Here is a 20,975-nt window from a genome sequence, read left to right on the forward strand (position 1 = left end):
GCGATTGTTCGGCTACAGCCGCTAACGCGGTGAGGAGAATGTCCTTTTCAGCGCAATATCTTGCCGGGCAGTAGCTGCGTGACTCACCCTCAGATAGCCATTCGCTTTCTCTGTCTTTTTCAGCCGCAGTGCGGAATTACTTTTCAGTCCTGCCGGACTGAGCCGTGATCCGCTCAAGCGCAACCTGCGCTAAAAAGCCCGAACGACTTTTATATTCAGGCTGTGAAGCTACGCAACGATCGATGCGATCAATCAGGGACTTAGGCAGGGTAACATTGATTTTTTCTGAGCCACCCAGCAAACGAATCACATCAACATCGACCAGGGCCCAGATATAACCCTGATAGTCGGGATGGGTTGCCAGCGCCTCAATCGTCGAGACAGCAGGGATCGCATGTCCAAGCTCGACGCATAATTCGATATGCCCGGTTATCGCCTCTTTTGCATTTTTTATCGCTTCATCCAGCGTCTTTCCGGCAGAGAAACATCCGGGTAAATCAGGCACGATGACGCCATAGGCGTGTTCATCATCACCGGCTTCTATTGCAATGGGATAAAACATATCAACCTCTTCGCGCAGGCGGGATTAAATCTTCGCCTGCTTTCTTATGCTTTTTACCGTACCGATGGGTAAGTCCTTTTTGGGGTGAGGCACCGTAACCAGCCCCGGTTTAGCAGGATGAGTAAAATGGCAATGGCTACCGTTTATCCTTATCAGCACCCAGCTATCAGCTCTGATTTATGCAATTAATCTGCTGCTGTCCATTGCGACGTCCTGTCCGTTGCCCGTCAGGATAAAATAACCCCAATAACTCCTCCGGACAACCCCTTAGCAGCACTGCCTCCTGTGTGACCTGAAAAATTTCAGACATCCCGCCCGGCATCCGGCGCAAAAAAAAAGCTCCCGTAACGGGAGCTTTTTTTCACTGCGGCAGAAACTTACTTCTTCTTCGCTTTCGCGTTAGGCAGATCGGTGATGCTGCCTTCGAAGATCTCTGCAGCCAGACCGACTGACTCATGCAGGGTCGGGTGAGCGTGGATAGTCAGCGCGATATCTTCCGCATCACAACCCATCTCAATCGCCAGACCGATCTCACCTAACAGCTCGCCGCCGTTGGTGCCGACAATCGCACCACCGATGACACGGTGAGTCTCTTTGTCGAAGATCAGTTTGGTCATGCCTTCTGCACAATCGGAGGCGATCGCACGGCCAGAGGCCGCCCAAGGGAAGGTCGCTGTCTCATAGCTGATACCCTTCTCTTTCGCTTCTTTCTCGGTCAGACCGACCCAGGCAACTTCTGGCTCGGTGTAGGCAATAGAAGGGATTACTTTCGGATCGAAGTAGTGCTTCAGACCGGAGATCACTTCGGCTGCCACATGGCCTTCATGCACACCTTTGTGCGCCAGCATTGGCTGACCGACGATGTCGCCGATAGCGTAGATGTGTGGCACGTTGGTACGCATCTGCTTGTCGACGCGGATGAAGCCACGGTCGTCCACTTCCACGCCCGCTTTACCGGCATCCAGACCTTTACCGTTCGGTACGCGACCGATCGCCACCAGCACGGCATCATAACGCTGCGCTTCGCCCGGTGCTTTTTTCCCTTCCATCGAAACGTAAATGCCATCGTCTTTTGCTTCAACGGCGGTCACTTTGGTTTCCAGCATCAGGTTAAATTTCTTGCTGATTTTCTTGGTAAAGACTTTAACAACGTCTTTATCCGCAGCCGGGATAACCTGGTCGAACATTTCGACCACGTCGATCTCTGAACCCAGCGCATGATACACGGTCGCCATTTCCAGACCGATGATACCGCCACCCATAACCAGCAGGCGCTTCGGCACTTCTTTCAGTTCCAGTGCATCGGTAGAGTCCCAGACGCGTGGATCTTCATGCGGGATGAATGGCAGTTCGATAGGGCGTGAACCCGCAGCGATGATGGCATTATCGAAGTTGATGGTGGTCGCGCCGCCTTCTCCTTCAACCACCAGGGTGTTAGCACCGGTGAATTTGCCCAGGCCGTTAACCACGGTGACTTTGCGCCCTTTTGCCATTCCTGACAGGCCGCCAGTCAACTGGTTGATAACCTTCTCTTTCCAGCTGCGAATCTTGTTAATATCAGTAGAGGGCTGACCAAACACAATGCCGTGCTCTTCAAGGGCTTTCGCCTCTTCAATCACTTTGGCAACGTGCAGCAGCGCCTTAGAGGGGATACAACCGACGTTCAGACAAACACCGCCCAGGGTGCTGTAACGCTCAACCAGTACGGTTTCCAGACCTAAATCCGCACAACGGAAGGCTGCAGAGTAACCTGCAGGACCTGCCCCAAGTACCACGACCTGGGTTTTAATCTCTGTACTCATCATGACCTCTTAATTGATATCCGGCGGGTCAGACGTTCTTATAATGCCCTTGTTCCACCGGGACTTTCACCGCAAGAGTTTACAGAATTGTTAACAAACTGCCAACCGCGGTGCGACGAATCGTTAAAGGAAGGCCGGCATCCGCCGGCCTTCTTTACATTTACATAACTAAACGACGAATGTCGGACAGCATATTGCCAATAATGGTGATGAATCTTGCACCATCGGCACCGTCGATTACGCGGTGGTCGAAGGAGAGAGAAATCGGCATCATCAGACGCGGCATAAACTCTTTGCCGTTCCATACCGGTTCCATCGCCGACTTAGAGACACCCAGAATAGCCACTTCCGGCGCGTTCACGATCGGCGCGAAGTGTGTGGTGCCCAGGCCACCCAGGCTGGAGATGGTGAAACATCCGCCCTGCATGTCACCCGCCGTCAGTTTACCGTCACGCGCTTTCTTCGAAATCGCCATCAGTTCACGGGACAGCTCGGTGATGCCCTTCTTGTTCACGTCTTTAAAGACCGGAACTACCAGGCCGTTTGGCGTATCAACCGCCACACCGATGTTGATATATTTTTTCAGCGTCAGTTTCTGCGCATCTTCAGAGAGTGAGCTGTTGAAACGTGGCATCTGCTCCAGCGCAGCCGCCACGGCCTTCATGATGAACACGACAGGCGTGTACTTCACATCCAGCTTGCGCTTCTCTGCTTCCGCATTCTGCTGCTTACGGAAAGCTTCCAGCTCGGTGATATCGGTTTTGTCGAAATGCGTAACGTGCGGGATCATCACCCAGTTACGGCTCAGGTTCGCGCCAGAGATTTTCTGGATGCGACCCAGTTCGACTTCTTCGACTTCGCCAAACTTGCTGAAGTCCACTTTCGGCCACGGCAGCATGCCTGGCAGACCGCCACCGCTGGCAGCAGCCGGTGCCGCTTCAGCGCGCTTCACCGCCTCTTTCACGTAAGTCTGCACGTCTTCTTTCAGAATGCGACCTTTGCGACCGGTGCCTTTGACTTTCGCCAGGTTTACACCGAACTCACGCGCCAGGCGACGGATCACCGGGGTGGCGTGAACGTAAGCGTCGTTCTCTGCGAACTCACCTTTGCTGTCCGTTTTCGCTGCGGCGGGTGCAGGCGCTGTGGCTTTCGCTTCAGGTTTAGCAGCCGGAGCCGGGGCAGCATCCTGCTTCGCCGCCGCAGGTGCTGCTGGCGCAGCCCCTTCGACTTCGAACACCATAATCAGGGAGCCGGTGCTGACTTTATCGCCGGTCGCGACTTTCAACTCTTTGACCGTCCCCGCAAACGGCGCAGGCACTTCCATTGAGGCTTTATCGCCTTCCACGACGATCAGTGACTGTTCGGCCTCGACTTTGTCGCCGACTTTCACCAGAACCTCGGTGACTTCGACTTCATCACCGCCGATGTCCGGGACGTTAACCTCTTTCGCGCCTGCGGCGGCGGCAGGTGCCGATGCCGCTTCTTCTTTCATCGCTGGCTTCGCGTCAGAGGCCGGTGCTGCGCCTTCTGCTTCAAAGACCATGATGGGTGAACCGGTGCTGACTTTGTCGCCGGTCGAGATGGTGATCTCTTTGACCACGCCCGCGAACGGTGCCGGGACTTCCATCGACGCTTTGTCGCCTTCGACCACGATCAGTGACTGCTCGGCTTCGACTTTATCGCCGACCTTCACCAGAATCTCAGTGACTTCCACTTCGTCACCGCCGATATCCGGCACCGCCACGTCTTTGCTGGCCGTGGCCGCAGCCGCGGCTGGCGCAGGTGCCGCATCCGCTTTCTTCTCCGGGGCAGCGGCAGGGGCGGCTTCCGCAGCGCCCTCTGCTTCAAACATCATGATCAGCGAGCCGGTTTCAACTTTGTCACCGGTAGAGATCTTAATCTCTTTCACTACGCCAGCCTGTGGCGACGGCACTTCCATTGAGGCTTTGTCGCCTTCCACGGTGATCAGCGACTGCTCGGCTTCCACCTTGTCGCCAACTTTCACCAGAATCTCGGTGACTTCAACTTCGTCAGACCCGATATCCGGTACCTTAATTTCGATAGCCATTACTCTCTTACCTCTTAAGCCAGACGCGGGTTAACTTTATCGGCATCGATATTGAATTTGGTGATCGCATCGGCCACCACTTTCTTCTCGATCTCGCCGCGTTTAGCCAGCTCACCCAGCGCGGCAACCACCACATAAGATGCATCAACTTCAAAGTGATGACGCAGATTCTCACGGCTGTCAGAGCGACCAAAACCATCTGTACCCAGTACGCGATAATCGCTGGAAGGGACATAGCTACGAACCTGCTCAGCGAACAGTTTCATGTAGTCGGTTGAGGCGACTGCTGGCGCGTCGTTCATCACCTGAGCGATGTAAGGCACGCGCGCTTCTTCTGTCGGATGCAGCATGTTCCAGCGCTCACAATCCTGGCCATCACGCGCCAGTTCGGTGAACGAGGTCACGCTGTAGACATCGGAGCCGATACCGTAATCTTTCGCCAGGATCTGCGCCGCTTCACGCACATGACGCAGGATAGAACCTGAGCCCAGCAGCTGCACTTTGCCCTTGCTGCCCTCTACCGTTTCCAGTTTGTAGATACCCTTACGGATACCCTCTTCCGCGCCCTGCGGCATGGCTGGCATGTGGTAGTTTTCGTTCAGCGTGGTGATGTAGTAGTAAATGTTCTCCTGCGCTTCGCCATACATACGCACCAGACCGTCGTGCATGATGACAGCGACTTCATAGGCGTAAGAAGGATCGTAAGAGATACAGTTCGGGATCGTCAGCGACTGAATGTGGCTGTGACCATCTTCATGCTGCAGACCTTCGCCGTTCAGAGTCGTACGACCCGAGGTGCCGCCGACCAGGAAGCCGCGCGCCTGCTGATCGCCTGCCAGCCACATCAGATCGCCGATACGCTGGAAGCCGAACATGGAGTAGTAGATGTAGAACGGGATCATCGGCAGGTTGTTGGTGCTGTAAGAGGTCGCCGCCGCCAGCCAGGATGAACCTGCGCCCAGCTCGTTGATCCCTTCCTGCAGAATCTGGCCTTTCTCATCTTCTTTGTAGTACGCAACCTGCTCACGGTCCTGCGGCGTATACTGCTGGCCGTTCGGGCTGTAGATACCGATCTGGCGGAACAGACCTTCCATACCAAAGGTACGCGCTTCGTCGGCGAGGATCGGAACCAGACGATCTTTGATCGACTTGTTCTTCAGCATCACGTTCAGGGCACGCACGAAGGCGATGGTGGTGGAGATCTCTTTGTTCTGCTCTTCCAGCAGCGCGCTGAACTCTTCCAGCGCCGGCATTTCCAGCTTTTCAGTGAACTTCGGCTGACGCGTTGGCAGGTAACCGCCTAACTTCTCGCGCTGCGCATGCAGGTAAGTGTGCTCTTCTGAGCCTTTTTCGAAGGTCACATATGGCAGTGATTCGATTTTGTCATCAGCAACCGGCACGTTGAAACGATCACGGATATAGCGCACGCCATCCATGTTCATTTTCTTCACCTGGTGGGCAATGTTTTTGCCTTCCGCGGTGTCGCCCATACCATAGCCTTTGATGGTATGCGCCAGGATCAGGACGGGCTTGCCTTTGGTGTCCTGCGCTTTTTTCAGCGCCGCGTAGATTTTCTTCGGATCGTGACCGCCACGGTTCAGTGACCAGATCTCATCGTCGGACATATCTTTAACCAGCGCCGCGGTTTCAGGATATTTACCGAAGAAGTGCTCACGCACATAGGCACCATCACGGGATTTAAAGGTCTGGTAGTCACCGTCGACGGTTTCGTTCATCAGCTGAATCAGCTTGCCGCTGGTATCTTTGCGCAGCAGCTCATCCCAGCGACCGCCCCAGATGACCTTGATCACTTCCCAGCCAGCACCGGCAAAGATACCTTCCAGCTCGTTGATGATCTTGCCATTACCGGTGACCGGGCCATCCAGACGCTGCAGGTTGCAGTTGATGATGAAGACCAGGTTGTCCAGTTTTTCACGGGTCGCGATGGTGATCGCACCTTTTGATTCCGGCTCATCCATCTCGCCGTCACCCAGGAAGGCGTAAACGGTCTGGGCCGAGGTGTCTTTCAGACCACGGTGTTCCAGATATTTCAGGAACTTCGCCTGGTAGATCGCTGACAGCGGACCCAGACCCATAGAAACGGTCGGGAACTGCCAGAATTCCGGCATCAGTTTCGGATGCGGATAAGAAGAGAGGCCTTTGCCATCCACTTCCTGACGGAAGTTATTCATCTGCTCTTCGGTCAGGCGACCTTCAAGGAACGCACGGGCATAGATGCCCGGAGAGATATGGCCCTGGAAATAGACCAGATCGCCGCCATCCTTGTCACTGCGCGCACGGAAGAAGTGGTTAAAGCACACTTCATAAATCGTGGCAGAAGACTGGAAGGAGGACATATGGCCACCCAGTTCCAGATCTTTTTTAGATGCGCGCAGCACCGACATGATGGCGTTCCAGCGGATTGCGGAACGGATACGACGTTCAAGAGAGGTGTTGCCCGGATAGTCGGGTTCATCTTCAACGGCAATAGAGTTGATGTAGTTGCTGATTGCAGACGAACCTGCAGCCACATTGACGCCGCCTTTGCGGGCTGCACCCAGTACCTGATCGATCAGATACTGTGCACGTTCAACACCTTCTTCACGGATGACCGATTCGATCGCCTGTAGCCAGTCACGAGTTTCGATCGGATCCACGTCATTGTGTAAACGTTCTGACATGGGTGTGTTCCTTATCTGTGTCTAATACGTTGAATAATCGGGAGCCTGTTAAAGCAGATGCCGGCAGGCTCGTCTGATGTCAGTACGATCTGTGTCGCACGTTATTCCTTACGTTGCTGTAAACGACGCAGGGAGCGTTCACGACGGCTCTGCTCCCGACTTCTGTCCAGCAAGATTTCCTCTATGAACGCCAGGTGACGGTGTGAAGCCTCGCGCGCTTTTTCTGGCTCACGGGCCACAATCGCCTCAAAGATTCTGGCGCGGTGACCGCTCACTTTTGCCAGCATTTCCCGGCGCGAGTAGAGCAATTCGAAATTCTGACGGACGTTTTGTTCCAGCATAGGGCCCATTGAGCGTAGCAAATGCAAAAGCACAACATTATGGGCCGCTTCTGTGACAGCGATCTGATACTGCATCACTGCGTCCGCTTCGGCGTCTAAATCGCCGCTGTCCTGCGCCTGCTGAATGTGGAGATGACAGTCGCGAATGCGCAACAGATCCTCTTCCGTGCCGCGCAGTGCCGCGTAATAGGCGGCGATACCCTCCAGGGCATGGCGCGTTTCCAGCAGGTCAAATTGTGATTCCGGATGGTCGGCGAGAAGCTCAACGAGTGGATCGCTCATGCTTTGCCAGAGATTCTCCTGCACAAACGTTCCGCCACCCTGTCGGCGTAGCAATAATCCTTTGGCTTCCAGCCGCTGGATCGCTTCACGGAGGGATGGACGTGAGACATCGAATTGTTTGGCGAGTTCGCGCTCAGGGAGCAGCTTCTCTCCCGGACGCAGGGTCCCTTCCATGATCAGGGATTCGAGCTGTTGCTCGATAGCGTCAGAGAGCTTGGGTTGGCGAATCTTACTGTAAGCCATCATCCCTTCTTATTAAACCAATCGTCCGGAGTAAATTGGTAATACCAATTGCCAGGGGGCGCCCGTAAAGTAACAAAGTATTCACCTTGTGTCTATATGGTACCGGCCACATTCACATCTCCCCAGGCCTTGTGCTGCCGCTAACCTGCGGTTAAAAAAATGAAAATTCAGCGTTGCGGCAAATGTTAAACAAATGCACTTTTACCAAACCTTACACCCGGTTAGCGGCCCAGTGCAGCGGCAGCCATAAGTGAAAACTATTCGTCATGCGCGGCATTTCGTGGCAGAAGTTTCTCTGATCAGACGTGACGGGGACGGCGTTTTTTCAGTCAACTCTCAGCACAAAAGGCGAAAGCAGGTGCAAAGCGATTCGCTTATCACTATTCTTGTCGCCAGGGTAGCGCATGGCAGCATTCAGCAGGCCAGATACCGTAAAATTATCAATACGTTAATGTAACCACTTCATTACAGCGAACTGCGCTGCGGACGAAGAATAAAAACATCACGAGGTTTGTATGGAACAACAGCAAGGCGAAGCGCTGAAACGTGGTCTTAAGAACCGCCATATTCAGCTCATCGCGCTGGGTGGTGCAGTGGGAACCGGGCTGTTTCTGGGCAGCGCATCGGTTATCGAATCCGCCGGACCGGCCGTTATTCTGGGCTATGCGATCGCCGGTTTTATTGCCTTTTTAATCATGCGCCAGCTGGGCGAGATGGTGGTGGAAGAGCCGGTCGCAGGCAGCTTCAGCCACTTTGCGTATAAATACTGGGGCAACTTTGCCGGCTTCGCTTCTGGCTGGAACTACTGGGTTCTCTACGTGCTGGTTGCGATGGCGGAGCTGACCGCCGTGGGCAAATATATCCAGTTCTGGTGGCCCGATTTTCCGACCTGGGCCTCGGCCGCTATCTTCTTCGTGATGATCAACGCCATCAACCTGACCAACGTTAAGGTGTTCGGTGAGATGGAGTTCTGGTTTGCCATCATCAAAGTGCTGGCGGTGATTGGCATGATCCTCTTTGGTGGCTGGCTGCTGTTCAGCGGTCATGCAGGTCCGCAGGCGACCGTGCGCAACCTCTGGGAACAGGGCGGATTCTTCCCGCACGGCATCGGCGGACTGGTAACCGTGATGGCGATTATCATGTTCTCATTTGGCGGGCTGGAGCTGGTCGGTATCACCGCAGCCGAAGCGGATAATCCGGAAGTAAGCATTCCGAAAGCGACCAACCAGGTGCTGTGGCGCATCCTGATTTTCTACATTGGTTCGCTGGCCGTGCTGCTTTCTCTGATGCCGTGGAATCGCGTCACCTCTGAAGTCAGCCCGTTCGTCTTTATTTTCCATGAGCTGGGCGATGCGATGGTGGCGAATGCGCTGAACGTCGTGATCCTGACGGCGGCGCTGTCGGTCTATAACAGCTGCGTCTACTGCAACAGCCGTATGCTGTTTGGTCTGGCACAGCAGGGTAACGCACCCAAAGCGCTGCTGAAGGTGGATCGCCGCGGCGTGCCGGTGTTAACCATTCTGGTTTCAGCCGTCGCTACTGCGCTCTGCGTATTGATCAACTATCTGATGCCAGGCGAAGCTTTTGGACTGCTGATGTCACTGGTGGTCTCTGCGCTGGTGATTAACTGGGCGATGATCAGCCTGGCGCACCTGAAGTTCCGTCGTAAGAAAGATCAGCAGGGCGTCACGACCCGCTTTAAAGCGCTGCTCTATCCGGCGGGGAACTGGATTTGCCTGGTCTTCATGGCGGCGATTCTGGTGCTGATGGCGACCACGCCGGGCATGGCGATCTCCGTCTGGCTGATCCCGGTCTGGCTGGTGATTCTGGCTATCGGCTACTTCATTAAGAACAAAACACAGCAAGCCTGATGCGCTGATGCGGAGTGCAACCTTCGGTGAAGGTTGCACTCTTTCTCGCCGCGCAACCCGCCTTTTCTGGCCTGATCCAGTTCACACTTATTTCTCCGCACCTGTTTAATCCATCTTCACGACGAATTACTCCCGTTCATCCCGCTGACATAATGCCAATAATTCCTGTTCACACTGGATGCGCAGGAAAAATCTCATGAAAGATGGAGCCCTCTCGTTTCGGGAAAAACTGGGATATGGCATGGGCGATGCCGGATGCAACATGATTGGCGGGGCCATCATGCTGTTCCTGAACTACTTCTACACCGATGTTTTTGGCCTTGCTCCGGCGCTGGTGGGCACCCTGCTGCTGTCGGTCAGGGTACTGGATGCGGTCACCGACCCGATTATGGGCGCGATCGCCGATCGTACCCAGAGTCGCTGGGGACGTTTTCGCCCCTGGCTGCTGTGGGTTTCCGTGCCCTACGTGCTGTTCAGCATCCTGATGTTTACCACCCCCGACTGGACGTATCACAACAAGGTCATCTGGGCCTTTGTGACCTACTTCCTGATGTCGCTGACCTACACCGCCATCAACATCCCCTACTGCTCGCTGGGCGGCGTGATTACCAACGATCCCGGTGAGCGCGTCTCCTGCCAGTCGTACCGTTTTGTGATGGTCGGTATCGCCACGCTGATACTCTCCATGTCGCTGCTGCCGATGGCGGAATGGTTTGGCGGCGCAGATAAAGCCCGCGGTTATCAGATGGCGATGACAGTCCTCGCTACCATCGGACTGGCGATGTTTCTCTTCTGTTTTGCGACGGTTCGTGAACGTATCCACCCTGCCGTGCCGAGCAACGATGACCTGAAAAAAGATCTGCGTGACGTCTGGAAGAACGACCAGTGGGTGCGTATTCTGCTGCTGACCTTCTGTAATGTCTGCCCCGGCTTTATCCGCATGGCGGCCACCATGTATTACGTGACCTGGGTCATGGGTCAGTCAACGCACTTCGCCACGCTGTTTATCAGCCTGGGAGTGATTGGCATGATGGTCGGCAGCACACTGGCGAAACTCCTCACCGATCGTTGGTGCAAACTCAAAGTCTTCTTCTGGACCAATATCGCGCTGGCTCTCTTCTCCAGTGGTTTTTACTGGATCGATCCTCACGCCACGGTAATGGTGGTCGTCGCCTACTTTGTGCTGAATATCCTGCATCAGATCCCGTCACCGCTGCACTGGTCACTGATGGCCGATGTGGATGACTACGGCGAATGGAAAACCGGTAAACGCATCACCGGCATCAGCTTCTCCGGCAACCTCTTCTTCCTCAAGGTGGGACTGGCCGTCGCCGGTGCGATGGTCGGCTTTCTGCTGTCGATCTATGGCTACAACGCGGGGGCAAAACAGCAGTCGCCGGAGGCGATTAACGGCATCATGCTGTTGTTCACCGTTATTCCGGGCGTCGGCTATCTGATTACCGCTGGCGTGGTCAGGCTGCTGAAGGTTGACCGCAAAATGATGCTTACTATTCAGCAGGATCTCGCCCTGCGCCGCCAGAATTTCCGTGAGTTGCACTCGGTTCGCCTGCGCGACGAGGCGGTCACCCCAACCGGAGAGGTAAAATGATGACAGCCTGGCCAAACCCCTTTATTACGCAGCGCGCCGACCCCTTTATCCTGCACCATGATCAGCACTACTATTTCGTGGCCTCGGTCCCGGAGTATGACCGGCTTGAGATCCGCCGCGCCACCACGCTGGCAGGCCTGCGCAGTGCCGCAGCGGTGGTGGTCTGGCACAAGCCAGAGAGCGGCCCCTGCAGCGAATTAATCTGGGCGCCCGAACTGCACTACATTGAAGGTCAGTGGGTGATCTATTTCGCTGCGGCTCCCACACGCGACATCAAAGAGGGACTGTTTCAGCACCGGATGTACGCGCTGGTCTGTGACGCCGACGATCCCCTGCAGGGGCCATGGCAGCCCTGCCGCCGGGTCTTCAGTCAGTTTGACAGCTTCTCGCTGGATGCCACCCACTTCGTTCATCAGGGCAAAAACTGGTATCTCTGGGCGCAGAAGGATCCCCTGATTCCCGGTAACTCCAACCTCTATCTGGCCGAATTACTGAATCCCTGGACGCTGAAAGGCACGCCGGTCATGCTGAGCCGGCCGGAATATGAGTGGGAGTGTGCAGGGTTTAGCGTCAATGAAGGACCGGCGGCGATCCGTCACGGCGATCGGCTGTTTGTGACCTACTCCGCCAGTGCTACTGATGAGAATTACTGCCTGGGCCTTCTGTCGATTGACGCTGATGCTGACCCGCTGGATGTTTCTGCCTGGCAGAAATCTGCCCGGCCGGTGTTTGCGTCCAGCTGGGACAACCATCAGTATGGGCCGGGTCACAACAGTTTTACCCGCGATGAAGAGGGGCGCGACGTGCTGGTGTACCACGCCCGCAACTACACGGAAATTGAGGGCGATCCGCTCTGGGATCCGAACCGCCATACTCGTCTGAAATATTTCCACTGGCGGGAAGATGGCACACCCGATTTTGGTGTGCCCCCCGCTGATCACACCAGCGTGCCGTAAATCGTCAGCAACGCCACGGCGACCACCAGCACCAGTGAGGTCCGCTTCGCTAACGCCACGGCAACCCGTGGCGTTTCAACTTTGTCGGTATGCGGGTCGCGCGACAGGGAGAACTGAGCCAGCGTCGTCAGCACCTGATACTGAGAGCGATGGCGGTCGGTCAGCGAGGCAAACCAGGCAGGCAGCGCTTTCTCGCCGTGGCCCAGCAGCGCGTAAGCTACGCCCGCCAGCCGCACCGGGATCCAGTCAAGCAGGTGCAGAATCGCATCCACACCTGATTGCGCACGCGCCATCGGCGTGCCCTGCTTTGCCAGCCAGCTTTGCCAGGCGCGCAGAAATGCGTAGCCCACCAGCAGCACCGGCCCCCAGGGGCCGCCCACCACCAGCCAGAACATCGGGGCCAGATAGAAGCGGAAGTTTATCCAGATCAGGGCGTTCTGAAGTTCACGCAGAAATTCGCGTTCGCTGCACTCCACTGGTACACCGTGGATCAGCGTCAGCTCGGCCGCCATCGCCTGATGCGCCGCCTCATCGTCATGACTGGCGGCTTTCAGATAGTGGTGATAGTGCTGACGAACCGAACCGGCACCGATGCAGAGCAGGCCGGTGACGATCCAGAACAGCAGCTGCAGCACGCCGAACAGCAGCCCTTTCAGGCTCCAGATCACCAGTGCGGTCAGCGCCATCGCCAGCACGGTCATCAGCAATGTGCGCACCAGCGAGAAATGACGGCGATGGCGAAAAACCGGCTCCAGCCGATGGTCGAGCTGCCAGTGCTCGCCCAGTTTAAACAGGCGCTCCCAGCCTAAAACTAACAACAAGGTAAACAACGTCATACTGACCCCGCAAAAATCAGGATGTGGGCTGCGTTAACAGCTGTCTGTAATAGTCCCAGTCAAAAGCAGGTCCGGGATCGGTTTTGCGTACCGGTGCGATATCGCTATGCCCCGTGATACGTGAAGGCGTTAATGGATAGTGCTGCAGCAGCAACTGCGTCACCTGCTGCAGGGCCCGATATTGCGCCCCGGTATAAGGCTCACTGTCTGTCCCTTCCAGCTCGATGCCTATTGAGAAGTCGTTGCAGTTTTCACGGCCCTCAAACTGCGATACCCCGGCATGCCAGGCGCGTTTATCAAAAGAGACATACTGCACGATCTCCCCGTCACGACGGATCAGGCAGTGTGCCGCCACTTTCAGGGCGGCGATATCGGCAAAGTAGGGATGGGCATCAGGCGGCAGTGTGCCGGTAAAGAGATGATCGATCCACGGCCCGCCAAATTCACCCGGTGGCAGGCTGATATTGTGGATCACCAGCAGCGAAGGCGCCTCATCGTCAGGGCGTTCGTTGCAATGTGTTGAGGGGACGTGACGCACCCCGGTCAGCCAGCCCTGTTTGATTTTCATACCGGATTCCTTGTTCTGCCTGGATGAGAATAGCATGAATAATAAAGGATTCTTGCCTCTTAGTGTGTCCGGGTTGTTACGAACGGGCGCAGCAAGTTAAGTATACTAAACAAAATCAGCGTCAGATCTGGTACAGCGTGGCGGTTCAGGCTATTGTGACCGCCTCTGTTACTGCACTTTTATAAGGTAAAACGACTATGTCATCTCGTGGTTATGATCCGGACAGCCGCCGTCAGGCATTGATTAAACGCGTGAAAAGTGACATCCCGGATGCTGTCGCACTGGCGTTAAAAGAGGATCTCGGCGGCGAGATTGACGCTGACCGCGATATTACCGCCCGCCTATTGCCAGCCGATACCCAGGCTCACGCCCAGGTGATCACCCGCGAAGACGGTGTTTTCTGTGGTAAACGTTGGGTAGAAGAGGTGTTTATTCAGCTTGGCTCCCACGCGACTCTGAACTGGCATGTTGAAGATGGCGATGCGGTGAAAGCCGATCAGCTGCTGTTTGAGATCACCGGTCCGGCCCGGCTGCTGCTGACCGCCGAGCGTACGGCGCTTAACTTTGTGCAGACGCTTTCAGGCGTGGCCACCGAGGTGAGCCGCTACGTAGCTCTGCTGGCGGGCAGCCAGACGCAGTTGCTCGACACGCGCAAAACCCTGCCCGGCCTCCGTACCGCACTGAAATATGCCGTACTCTGCGGCGGCGGTCAGAATCACCGGCTGGGCCTCTCCGATGCTTATCTGATCAAAGAAAATCATATTATCGCCAGTGGTTCGATCCAGCAGGCGGTGGAACGCGCGCAATGGCTGCAGCCTGATGTGCCGGTCGAGGTTGAGGTGGAGTCGCTGGAGGAGTTACGGCAGGCGCTGGAGGCCGGCGCCGATATCGTTATGCTGGATAACTTCAGCCTGGACGACATGCGCGCCGCCGTCGCGCTCAATCAGGGGCGGACACTGCTGGAGGTCTCCGGTAACGTGACGGAAACCACCCTGCCGCAGATCGCCCTGACCGGCGTGGATTATGTGTCGGTCGGTGCGCTGACCAAGCATGTACGGGCGCTGGATCTCTCTATGCGTTTTAGACAGCAGTAACCTGCCCTGCCGTCATCCGGGACGGCAATTTTGCGACCCTGCTTCCGGCGCAGTTTCGACTGCGCTGCAATGCTGAAATCTCTCTGCAGCCCGCTTTCCGGTTCGCTTCTCGCGCACTGTCTTTCATCACCCGTGATTTTTACCCTGTTGTCTTCTTAATCAGGAGACGATGTGATGATGAATCAACGTGGATTTACCCTGGTGGAACTGATGATTGTGGTGGGGATTGTGGCGATCTTAAGCGCCATCGGCCTGCCCGCGTATCAGAACTACCTGCAACGGGCAGCCCTGACCGATATGCTCCAGACGATGGTGCCCTACAAAACGGCAGTAGAGCTGTGTGCAATGGAACACGGCGGCCCTGCACAGTGCCAGGCCGGAGAAGCGGGCATTCCCGCCGCCCGCGGCTCACGCTATGTCTCCGCTCTTAGCGTGGCAAGCGGGGTGATTACCCTGACCGGTCAGGAGAGTCTGAATGGCCTGAGTGTCGAAATGGTGCCGATCTGGGACAGCAGCGAGGGCGGCATCAACTGGCAGCGGAGCTGCACCAGCAGCAACAGCAGCCTGCGTGACAATTGTCTGGCGCAGTTCCGCTTCGCGGATAAAGGAGCCAGCGATGGAGAAGCCTGATGCCGCAATTGCGGCTCTGTGTCAGCGCTATCGCGCCGTGGTTCTGCACCATGACGCCAGCAATCTGCGCGTTGCCGTGGCGGAGAGTGCGCCGCCGGGCCTGGCTGAAGCCCTTCATTTTGCCAGCCAGTGCCAGATTGAGATCGAATGCTGGCCGCAGGCCCGGCTCGACCAGCGCCAGCATGCGGATACGCCTCTGGTCGCGCGTGAAGCACCACCGGCAGAGTCAGCCGTTGAGGCGACGCAGCTGATCCTGCGTCAGGCCCTGGAGCGTCGTGCCTCGGATATTCATATCGAACCCGGCCGCGAGGGGCTGCGCGTGCGACTGCGTATCGACGGCGTTCTGCATCCTCTCTCCGCCCTGCCCGCCATTCCGCCTGCGGCGCTGCTGGCACGACTGAAAATCCTCGGCGGGCTGGATATCGCCGAACGCCGGTTGCCGCAGGATGGTCAGTTCAGTCTGGAGATCGCCGGAAAACCAGCCTCCTTTCGCCTGGCTACGCTACCCGTCTATGGCGGCGAAAAAGCCGTGGTCCGGCTGCTGCAGAGTGAAGGCGCAGCGCTGTCACTGGATAAGCTTGGCCTCCCCGCGGCCCAGCTCAGGCTGTTCTGCGCCGCGCTTGCCCAGCCGCAGGGGCTGATACTGGTGACCGGCCCGACCGGCAGCGGCAAGACGTTTACGCTCTATAGCGGACTCAGCGCCCTGAATACCCCGGAGAAGAACCTGTGCAGCGTGGAAGACCCCGTTGAGATCCCGTTACCCGGCATTAACCAGACGCAGATCCATACCAAAAACGGCCTCGATTTTAACCGCGTGCTGCGGGCGCTGCTGAGACAGGACCCGGATGTGATTATGGTGGGCGAAATCCGGGATGCAGAAACGGCAGAGATTGCGGTGAAAGCTGCGCAGACCGGCCATCTGGTGCTGTCGACGCTGCACACTAACTCCACTGCCGAAACTCTGACCCGACTGCGTCAGATGGGCATCCCCGGCTATCTTCTGGGCCCGGCGCTGAAACTGATCGTTGCTCAGCGTCTGGTGCGGCGGCTCTGTCCGCACTGCCGCCAGCCTGCTCAGGCCGTGGCGCACTATCCTCCCGACCTCTGGCCCGGCACACTGCAGACCTGGCGCGCGCCCGGCTGCGACCACTGTTTTTCCGGCTATTTTGGCCGACTGGCCCTGTTTGAACTGCTGCCGATCAATGCCCGGTTACAAAATGCGATCGCCGCCGATATGCCGCTGGATAATCTGCTCACGCTGGCAAAACAGCAGGGTCTGCGTACCCTGCTGGTGTCTGGCCTGGAAGCGGTAAGCCGGGGCGATACCTCGCTGGAAGAGATGCAACGGGTGATTGGACTGGATGATGGATAATACCTGTTTATATCGCTGGCAGGCGGTTGATAGCCAGGGTCAGTTGTGCAGCGGCCAGCTGCTGGCGATCGACAGTGATAATCTGCTGCTGATGCTGGCGCAACGTGATCTTCTGCCGGTGAGCTGGAAGAGAGAGAAAGTCTGGCCTCAGAAAGCGTGGAAATGGCAGCCCAGGGTCGACCTGATCAGGCAACTGGCTACCCTGCTTAAGGCGGGCCTGCCGCTGGCAGAGAGCCTCGCTTTGCTGGCGGAAGGCCATCCGCATCCCGGCTGGCGGGCGCTGATGCGTGCGCTGCATCATCGGGTGCTCAGCGGTGCGCCATTTTCACAGGCGTTGCGGGAATGGCCGCAGATCTTCCCGGCGCTCTATCCGGCCCTGATGGAGGTCGGCGAGCTGACCGGTCAGCTGGATGTCTGTTGCAGCGAACTGGCCCGGCAGCAGAGCCGGCAGCAGCAGTTACGTCATCAGGTCACGAAGGCGCTGCGCTATCCGCTGTTTATCCTGCTGGTGGCAATGGCCGTCACCTGCGGCATGCTGCTGTTTGTGCTGCCGGAGTTTGTCGCCGTGTATGCCTCTTTCGATGCGCCGCTGCCCGCCTTTACGGCCGCGGTTATGCAGTTATCTGCGGGACTTCAGGCCTGGGGCGCGGTGGCAGCCACCGGCATCTCGCTGCTGCTGGTGGCCTGGCATCAGCTGCGACGGCGCTCTGCGGGCTGGCAACGCCGTGAGCAGGCTATCTTTCTGCGTATCCCCCTGCTGTCCGGGCTGTGGCGGGGCGCACAACTGACGCAGATCTATACCATTCTCAATCTGACACAGCGCGCAGGCCTGACGCTGTTGCAGGGCCTGACCGCCGTAGAAGTGACGCTCTCCTCCCTGCTGTGGCAGGAGGCGATCGCCGGCCTGCAGCAGCACATTGCTCAGGGGAATCCGCTGCATCAGGCGCTCATCCATCATCCCCTGTTCACCCCGTTATGCAGTCAGCTGATACGGGTCGGCGAAGAGGCGGGTGCACTGGATCTGATGCTGGCCCGTCTGGCGGAGTGGCATGAAACGGAAACCCGTGAACGCGCGGATACGCTGGCGGCCTCGCTGGAACCGATGATGATGATAGTGACTGGCGGCATTGTCGGTACGCTGGTGATTGCGATGTACCTGCCGGTCTTCGGGCTGGGCGATGCGATACATTAAGGGGCGCAAACCTGCGCCCCCCAATCCTACCGGTTGAAAACGCGGTTTTCCTGCTCGTTAACGCGGATAAAGGTGGTGCGCTTGGTTAGCTCTTTCAGGCGCTCCGCTCCGACATACGTGCAGGCGGAACGCAGTCCACCCAGAATGTCGCGGGCGGTGTCATCCACCGGGCCGCGTAACGGCAGCTTCACGGTCTTACCTTCCGCTGCGCGGTACTGCGCGACACCACCGACGTGACGCTTCATCGCTGACTCAGAGCTCATGCCGTAGAAGAGCATAAAACTTTCGCCATTTTCTTCGACGATCTGCCCTTCACATTCATCATGCGCCGCCAGCATTCCGCCCAGCATCACGAAGTCTGCTCCGCCGCCAAACGCCTTGGCGATGTCGCCGGGCACAGAACAGCCACCATCGCTGACGATCTGTCCGCTCAGGCCATGCGCCGCATCAGCACACTCAATAACGGCCGACAGCTGCGGATAACCGACACCGGTTTTTACCCGGGTGGTGCAGACTGAGCCGGGGCCGATGCCAACCTTCACGATATCCGCGCCAGAGAGGATCAGCTCTTCCACCATTTCGCCCGTGACCACGTTACCGGCACAAATCGTTTTGGTCGGAAACATCTCACGCGCCCGCTGCAGAAAATCGATAAAATGCTGCGAGTAGCCGTTAGCGACATCGATGCAGATAAACTGCAAATCCTGAGACAGCGCCATAATTGCTACCAGCTTACTGAGATCGGCCTCTGAGGTCCCGGTCGATACCATGACCTGCTTCAGTACCGCGGCGGGCACGCGCTGAATAAAAGCGCGCCACTCATCGACGCTGTAATGTTTGTGAACCGCGGTGAGGATATTGAAGCTGGACAGCGCCTCGGCCATCGAAAAGGTGCCGACGGTGTCCATGTTGGCGGCGATGATCGGCACGCCGCTCCAGCGCAGTCCCGAATGACGGAAGGTAAAGCTGCGTTCCAGCTCAACCTGCGAGCGGCTTTTCAGCGTGGAGCGTTTTGGGCGGATTAACACATCTTTAAAGCCCAGTTTCAGATCTTCTTCGATACGCATAAACAGTGTCCTGGTAAGTGGCAATGAATCGTTCTTCACGAAATAAGCACAGCTCCAGTGACGTTATGATACGCGCCTCCTGCGTTGCGACAAGACTGCGAATTTCACTTTATTTACGCTACAATCCGTTAAATTTAGTTGTGCTTTCCCGGTGTGATCTGTCGCCCATTTTTGCGTTTTTTTGCCAGATCATTACCCTGAACCCCGGTCCGGATGAGAAGTCAGGTGAAAAACATGCCCTATATCGTCGCGCTTACCGGAGGAATCGGCAGTGGAAAAAGTACCATTGCCCGGGCATTTGCCGCATCTGGCGTGAAGATTATTGATGCGGATTTGATCGCCCGTGAGGTGGTCGAGCCGGGTACCCCGGCTCTGCAGGCCATTCAGGCGCGCTATGGTTCATCGATCGTCACGCAACAGGGGGCGCTTGATCGTGCCCGGCTTCGCGACATTATTTTTCAGCAGCCGGAAGAGAAAAGCTGGTTAAACGCGCTGCTCCATCCGTTGATTAATGCCCGGACACGCGCGCTGATCGCGCAGGCCACCTCACCTTATGTGCTCTGGGTCGTGCCGCTACTGGTGGAAAACCAGTTACAGCACCAGGCTGACAGAGTGCTGGTCGTGGATGTCGATGAAGCAACACAGTTAGCGCGCACGCAGCAGCGTGATGGCCTCACCGCCGCGCAGGCACAACGTATTCTTGCCGCACAGGCCACGCGTCAGCAGCGCCTCGCCTGTGCCGATGACATTATTGATAATAGTGGCGAGCCCGATGATGCCTTGCCACAGGTTGCCAGACTTCATCAGCGCTACCTCAGGCTGGCGGCAACGAAACAGGATTAATACCATGAGCACACCCGTTCTGTTTGAACACCCACTGAATGAAAAAATGCGCACCTGGCTACGGGTTGAGTTTCTGATTAACCAGTTGGATGAGACCACCCCGCTGGATAAGACGGTGAATGCGCTGACCTTTTTCCGTGTGATTGCCGAACTGCTCGACATTTTCGAGCGGGGTGACATGCGTACCGAGCTGCTGAAAGAGCTTGAGCGTCAGCAGCAGAAATTACGTGCCTGGGCTGATGTGCCCGGTGTCGATATGACACTGGTTAATGCCCTCAGTGATAAACTGAGAATTCAGTCAACCCAGCTGATGAATGCGCCGCGAATGGGCCAGCAGCTGCGCGAGGATCGTCTTATTGCCCTCGTCCGCCAGCGCCTGAGCATCCCCGGCGGCTGCTGCAGCTTTGATTTACCAGGTCTGCACATCTGGCTGCATCTGCCCCAGGAGACGCGCGATGCCCAGGTCGAAGCCTGGATGCAGACGCTGGAGCCGCTGCATCATGCGCTGGCGATGGTGCTGGATCTGATCCGTCAGTCCGGCACCTTCCATCTGCAGACCAGCCTTAATGGTTTTTATCAGGATAATGCCGAAGGGGCCGATCTGCTGCGGCTGCAGCTGTCACTGGACGATGCGCTCTATCCCCAGGTCTCCGGCCACAAGAGCCGTTACGCCATCCGTTTTATGCCATTTGACAGCGAGCAGGGTGAAGTCCCGGCCCGCCTTAATTTTCAACTGGCCTGTTGTTAGAGGTAACCATGCAGCAAGATGTTATGACCGTTTCCTGTCCGCAGTGCGGCAAAGATGTCATCTGGGATGAGCTGAGCCCGTGGCGTCCCTTCTGCAGTAAGCGCTGCCAGCTTATTGATTTAGGGGAATGGGCCGCTGAAGAGAAGCGGATCCCCAGCAGCGACGACATGAATGACAGTGAAAACTGGAGTGAACAGGATCATTGATTAA

At 56.7% G+C, this 20,975-nt stretch carries 19 protein-coding genes; 10 read left to right on the plus strand and 9 right to left on the minus strand.

What is annotated here, in order from left to right:
* Window positions 1–136 precede the first annotated feature (136 nt).
* The 6 genes from ACR6AS_RS10700 to pdhR form a co-directional block, all read right to left on the minus strand.
* A complete protein-coding gene (locus ACR6AS_RS10700) occupies window positions 137–562 on the minus strand; it encodes a type II toxin-antitoxin system HicB family antitoxin (RefSeq protein ID WP_293774801.1) in 426 nt (141 codons plus the stop codon).
* A gap of 24 nt (window positions 563–586) precedes the next feature.
* Window positions 587–739, minus strand: coding sequence for a type II toxin-antitoxin system HicA family toxin (locus ACR6AS_RS10705; RefSeq protein ID WP_434162378.1), 153 nt, complete (start codon window positions 737–739; stop codon window positions 587–589).
* 200 nt (window positions 740–939) lie between these two features.
* Window positions 940–2,364, minus strand: a complete 1,425-nt coding sequence (gene lpdA, locus ACR6AS_RS10710; RefSeq protein ID WP_111140842.1) for a dihydrolipoyl dehydrogenase — start codon at window positions 2,362–2,364, stop codon at window positions 940–942.
* Window positions 2,365–2,524: 160 nt separating this feature from the next.
* Window positions 2,525–4,432, minus strand: a complete 1,908-nt coding sequence (gene aceF, locus ACR6AS_RS10715; protein WP_111140841.1) for a pyruvate dehydrogenase complex dihydrolipoyllysine-residue acetyltransferase — start codon at window positions 4,430–4,432, stop codon at window positions 2,525–2,527.
* Between the two features lie 14 nt (window positions 4,433–4,446).
* Window positions 4,447–7,113, minus strand: a complete 2,667-nt coding sequence (aceE, locus tag ACR6AS_RS10720; RefSeq protein WP_293774796.1) for a pyruvate dehydrogenase (acetyl-transferring), homodimeric type — start codon at window positions 7,111–7,113, stop codon at window positions 4,447–4,449.
* Between the two features lie 101 nt (window positions 7,114–7,214).
* Window positions 7,215–7,979: a pyruvate dehydrogenase complex transcriptional repressor PdhR gene (gene pdhR / locus ACR6AS_RS10725; protein WP_111139429.1), complete on the minus strand. Its 765-nt coding sequence runs from the start codon at window positions 7,977–7,979 to the stop codon at window positions 7,215–7,217.
* Window positions 7,980–8,494: 515 nt separating this feature from the next.
* Here pdhR and aroP point away from each other — a divergent pair.
* From aroP to ACR6AS_RS10740, 3 genes are all read left to right on the plus strand, one after another.
* Window positions 8,495–9,850, plus strand: a complete 1,356-nt coding sequence (gene aroP / locus ACR6AS_RS10730) for an aromatic amino acid transporter AroP (protein ID WP_111139428.1) — start codon at window positions 8,495–8,497, stop codon at window positions 9,848–9,850.
* A 196-nt stretch (window positions 9,851–10,046) separates the two neighbouring features.
* Window positions 10,047–11,459, plus strand: a complete 1,413-nt coding sequence (locus ACR6AS_RS10735; RefSeq protein WP_111139427.1) for a glycoside-pentoside-hexuronide (GPH):cation symporter — start codon at window positions 10,047–10,049, stop codon at window positions 11,457–11,459.
* On the plus strand, window positions 11,456–12,415 hold the full coding sequence (locus tag ACR6AS_RS10740; RefSeq protein ID WP_293774792.1) for a glycoside hydrolase family 43 protein: 960 nt from the start codon (window positions 11,456–11,458) through the stop codon (window positions 12,413–12,415). Before ACR6AS_RS10735 ends, ACR6AS_RS10740 begins: the two co-directional genes overlap by 4 nt.
* Here the strand turns inward: ACR6AS_RS10740 and ampE are convergent.
* A complete protein-coding gene (gene ampE / locus ACR6AS_RS10745; protein ID WP_111139425.1) occupies window positions 12,397–13,251 on the minus strand; it encodes a beta-lactamase regulator AmpE in 855 nt (284 codons plus the stop codon). The genes ACR6AS_RS10740 and ampE overlap by 19 nt on opposite strands.
* A 16-nt stretch (window positions 13,252–13,267) precedes the next feature.
* Entirely contained in the window at window positions 13,268–13,819 is a 552-nt protein-coding gene (gene ampD, locus ACR6AS_RS10750; protein WP_111139424.1) for a 1,6-anhydro-N-acetylmuramyl-L-alanine amidase AmpD, read from the minus strand.
* Window positions 13,820–14,016: 197 nt separating this feature from the next.
* Here ampD and nadC point away from each other — a divergent pair, with 197 nt between their 5' ends.
* The 4 genes from nadC (at window position 14,017) to hofC (ending at window position 18,107) form a co-directional block, all read left to right on the plus strand.
* Window positions 14,017–14,913 carry a carboxylating nicotinate-nucleotide diphosphorylase gene (gene nadC / locus ACR6AS_RS10755; protein WP_111139423.1) on the plus strand — a complete coding sequence of 299 codons (897 nt, stop codon included), beginning with the start codon at window positions 14,017–14,019 and terminating at the stop codon, window positions 14,911–14,913.
* 174 nt (window positions 14,914–15,087) lie between these two features.
* The gene (gene ppdD / locus ACR6AS_RS10760; RefSeq protein ID WP_434162100.1) at window positions 15,088–15,543 is read left to right on the plus strand and encodes a prepilin peptidase-dependent pilin; all 456 of its coding nucleotides are present in this window, start codon (window positions 15,088–15,090) and stop codon (window positions 15,541–15,543) included.
* Window positions 15,530–16,915: a type II secretion system protein GspE gene (gene gspE / locus ACR6AS_RS10765; RefSeq protein ID WP_111139421.1), complete on the plus strand. Its 1,386-nt coding sequence runs from the start codon at window positions 15,530–15,532 to the stop codon at window positions 16,913–16,915. The genes ppdD and gspE overlap by 14 nt, the downstream gene beginning before the upstream one ends.
* Window positions 16,908–18,107 (plus strand): protein transport protein HofC, encoded by a 1,200-nt coding sequence (gene hofC, locus ACR6AS_RS10770; protein WP_293774907.1) that lies wholly within the window; start codon window positions 16,908–16,910, stop codon window positions 18,105–18,107. Before gspE ends, hofC begins: the two co-directional genes overlap by 8 nt.
* A 26-nt stretch (window positions 18,108–18,133) precedes the next feature.
* On the opposite strand, the gene ACR6AS_RS10775 is transcribed toward hofC, so the two are convergent.
* Window positions 18,134–19,174 carry a GMP reductase gene (locus ACR6AS_RS10775; protein WP_434162103.1) on the minus strand — a complete coding sequence of 347 codons (1,041 nt, stop codon included), beginning with the start codon at window positions 19,172–19,174 and terminating at the stop codon, window positions 18,134–18,136.
* A gap of 234 nt (window positions 19,175–19,408) precedes the next feature.
* On the opposite strand from ACR6AS_RS10775, the gene coaE reads away from it, so the two are divergent.
* Genes coaE through yacG form a run of 3 tightly spaced genes read left to right on the plus strand, consistent with a single transcriptional unit; the run spans window position 19,409 to window position 20,971 of the window.
* Entirely contained in the window at window positions 19,409–20,017 is a 609-nt protein-coding gene (gene coaE / locus ACR6AS_RS10780) for a dephospho-CoA kinase (protein ID WP_111139418.1), read from the plus strand.
* Window positions 20,018–20,021: 4 nt separating this feature from the next.
* Window positions 20,022–20,765 (plus strand): cell division protein ZapD, encoded by a 744-nt coding sequence (gene zapD, locus ACR6AS_RS10785; RefSeq protein ID WP_111139417.1) that lies wholly within the window; start codon window positions 20,022–20,024, stop codon window positions 20,763–20,765.
* Between the two features lie 8 nt (window positions 20,766–20,773).
* Complete coding sequence (yacG, locus tag ACR6AS_RS10790; RefSeq protein WP_111139416.1) at window positions 20,774–20,971, plus strand: DNA gyrase inhibitor YacG; 198 nt, start codon at window positions 20,774–20,776, stop codon at window positions 20,969–20,971.
* The last annotated feature ends 4 nt before the right edge of the window (window positions 20,972–20,975 follow it).

It is taken from the genome of Pantoea phosphatilytica (assembly GCF_051025615.1).
Taxonomy (GTDB): Bacteria; Pseudomonadota; Gammaproteobacteria; order Enterobacterales; family Enterobacteriaceae; genus Pantoea.

Coding starts and splice junctions, on each gene's coding strand:
- ACR6AS_RS10735 (WP_111139427.1), top strand. CDS start 10,047: ATGAAAGATGGAGCCCTCTCGTTTCGGGAAAAACTGGGATATGGCATG.
- ppdD (WP_434162100.1), top strand. CDS start 15,088: ATGATGAATCAACGTGGATTTACCCTGGTGGAACTGATGATTGTGGTG.
- yacG (WP_111139416.1), top strand. CDS start 20,774: ATGCAGCAAGATGTTATGACCGTTTCCTGTCCGCAGTGCGGCAAAGAT.
- aceF (WP_111140841.1), bottom strand. CDS start 4,432: ATGGCTATCGAAATTAAGGTACCGGATATCGGGTCTGACGAAGTTGAA.
- zapD (WP_111139417.1), top strand. CDS start 20,022: ATGAGCACACCCGTTCTGTTTGAACACCCACTGAATGAAAAAATGCGC.
- hofC (WP_293774907.1), top strand. CDS start 16,908: ATGGATAATACCTGTTTATATCGCTGGCAGGCGGTTGATAGCCAGGGT.
- aceE (WP_293774796.1), bottom strand. CDS start 7,113: ATGTCAGAACGTTTACACAATGACGTGGATCCGATCGAAACTCGTGAC.
- ACR6AS_RS10775 (WP_434162103.1), bottom strand. CDS start 19,174: ATGCGTATCGAAGAAGATCTGAAACTGGGCTTTAAAGATGTGTTAATC.
- lpdA (WP_111140842.1), bottom strand. CDS start 2,364: ATGAGTACAGAGATTAAAACCCAGGTCGTGGTACTTGGGGCAGGTCCT.
- nadC (WP_111139423.1), top strand. CDS start 14,017: ATGTCATCTCGTGGTTATGATCCGGACAGCCGCCGTCAGGCATTGATT.
- aroP (WP_111139428.1), top strand. CDS start 8,495: ATGGAACAACAGCAAGGCGAAGCGCTGAAACGTGGTCTTAAGAACCGC.
- ampD (WP_111139424.1), bottom strand. CDS start 13,819: ATGAAAATCAAACAGGGCTGGCTGACCGGGGTGCGTCACGTCCCCTCA.
- coaE (WP_111139418.1), top strand. CDS start 19,409: ATGCCCTATATCGTCGCGCTTACCGGAGGAATCGGCAGTGGAAAAAGT.
- ACR6AS_RS10740 (WP_293774792.1), top strand. CDS start 11,456: ATGATGACAGCCTGGCCAAACCCCTTTATTACGCAGCGCGCCGACCCC.
- ACR6AS_RS10700 (WP_293774801.1), bottom strand. CDS start 562: ATGTTTTATCCCATTGCAATAGAAGCCGGTGATGATGAACACGCCTAT.
- gspE (WP_111139421.1), top strand. CDS start 15,530: ATGGAGAAGCCTGATGCCGCAATTGCGGCTCTGTGTCAGCGCTATCGC.
- ampE (WP_111139425.1), bottom strand. CDS start 13,251: ATGACGTTGTTTACCTTGTTGTTAGTTTTAGGCTGGGAGCGCCTGTTT.
- pdhR (WP_111139429.1), bottom strand. CDS start 7,979: ATGGCTTACAGTAAGATTCGCCAACCCAAGCTCTCTGACGCTATCGAG.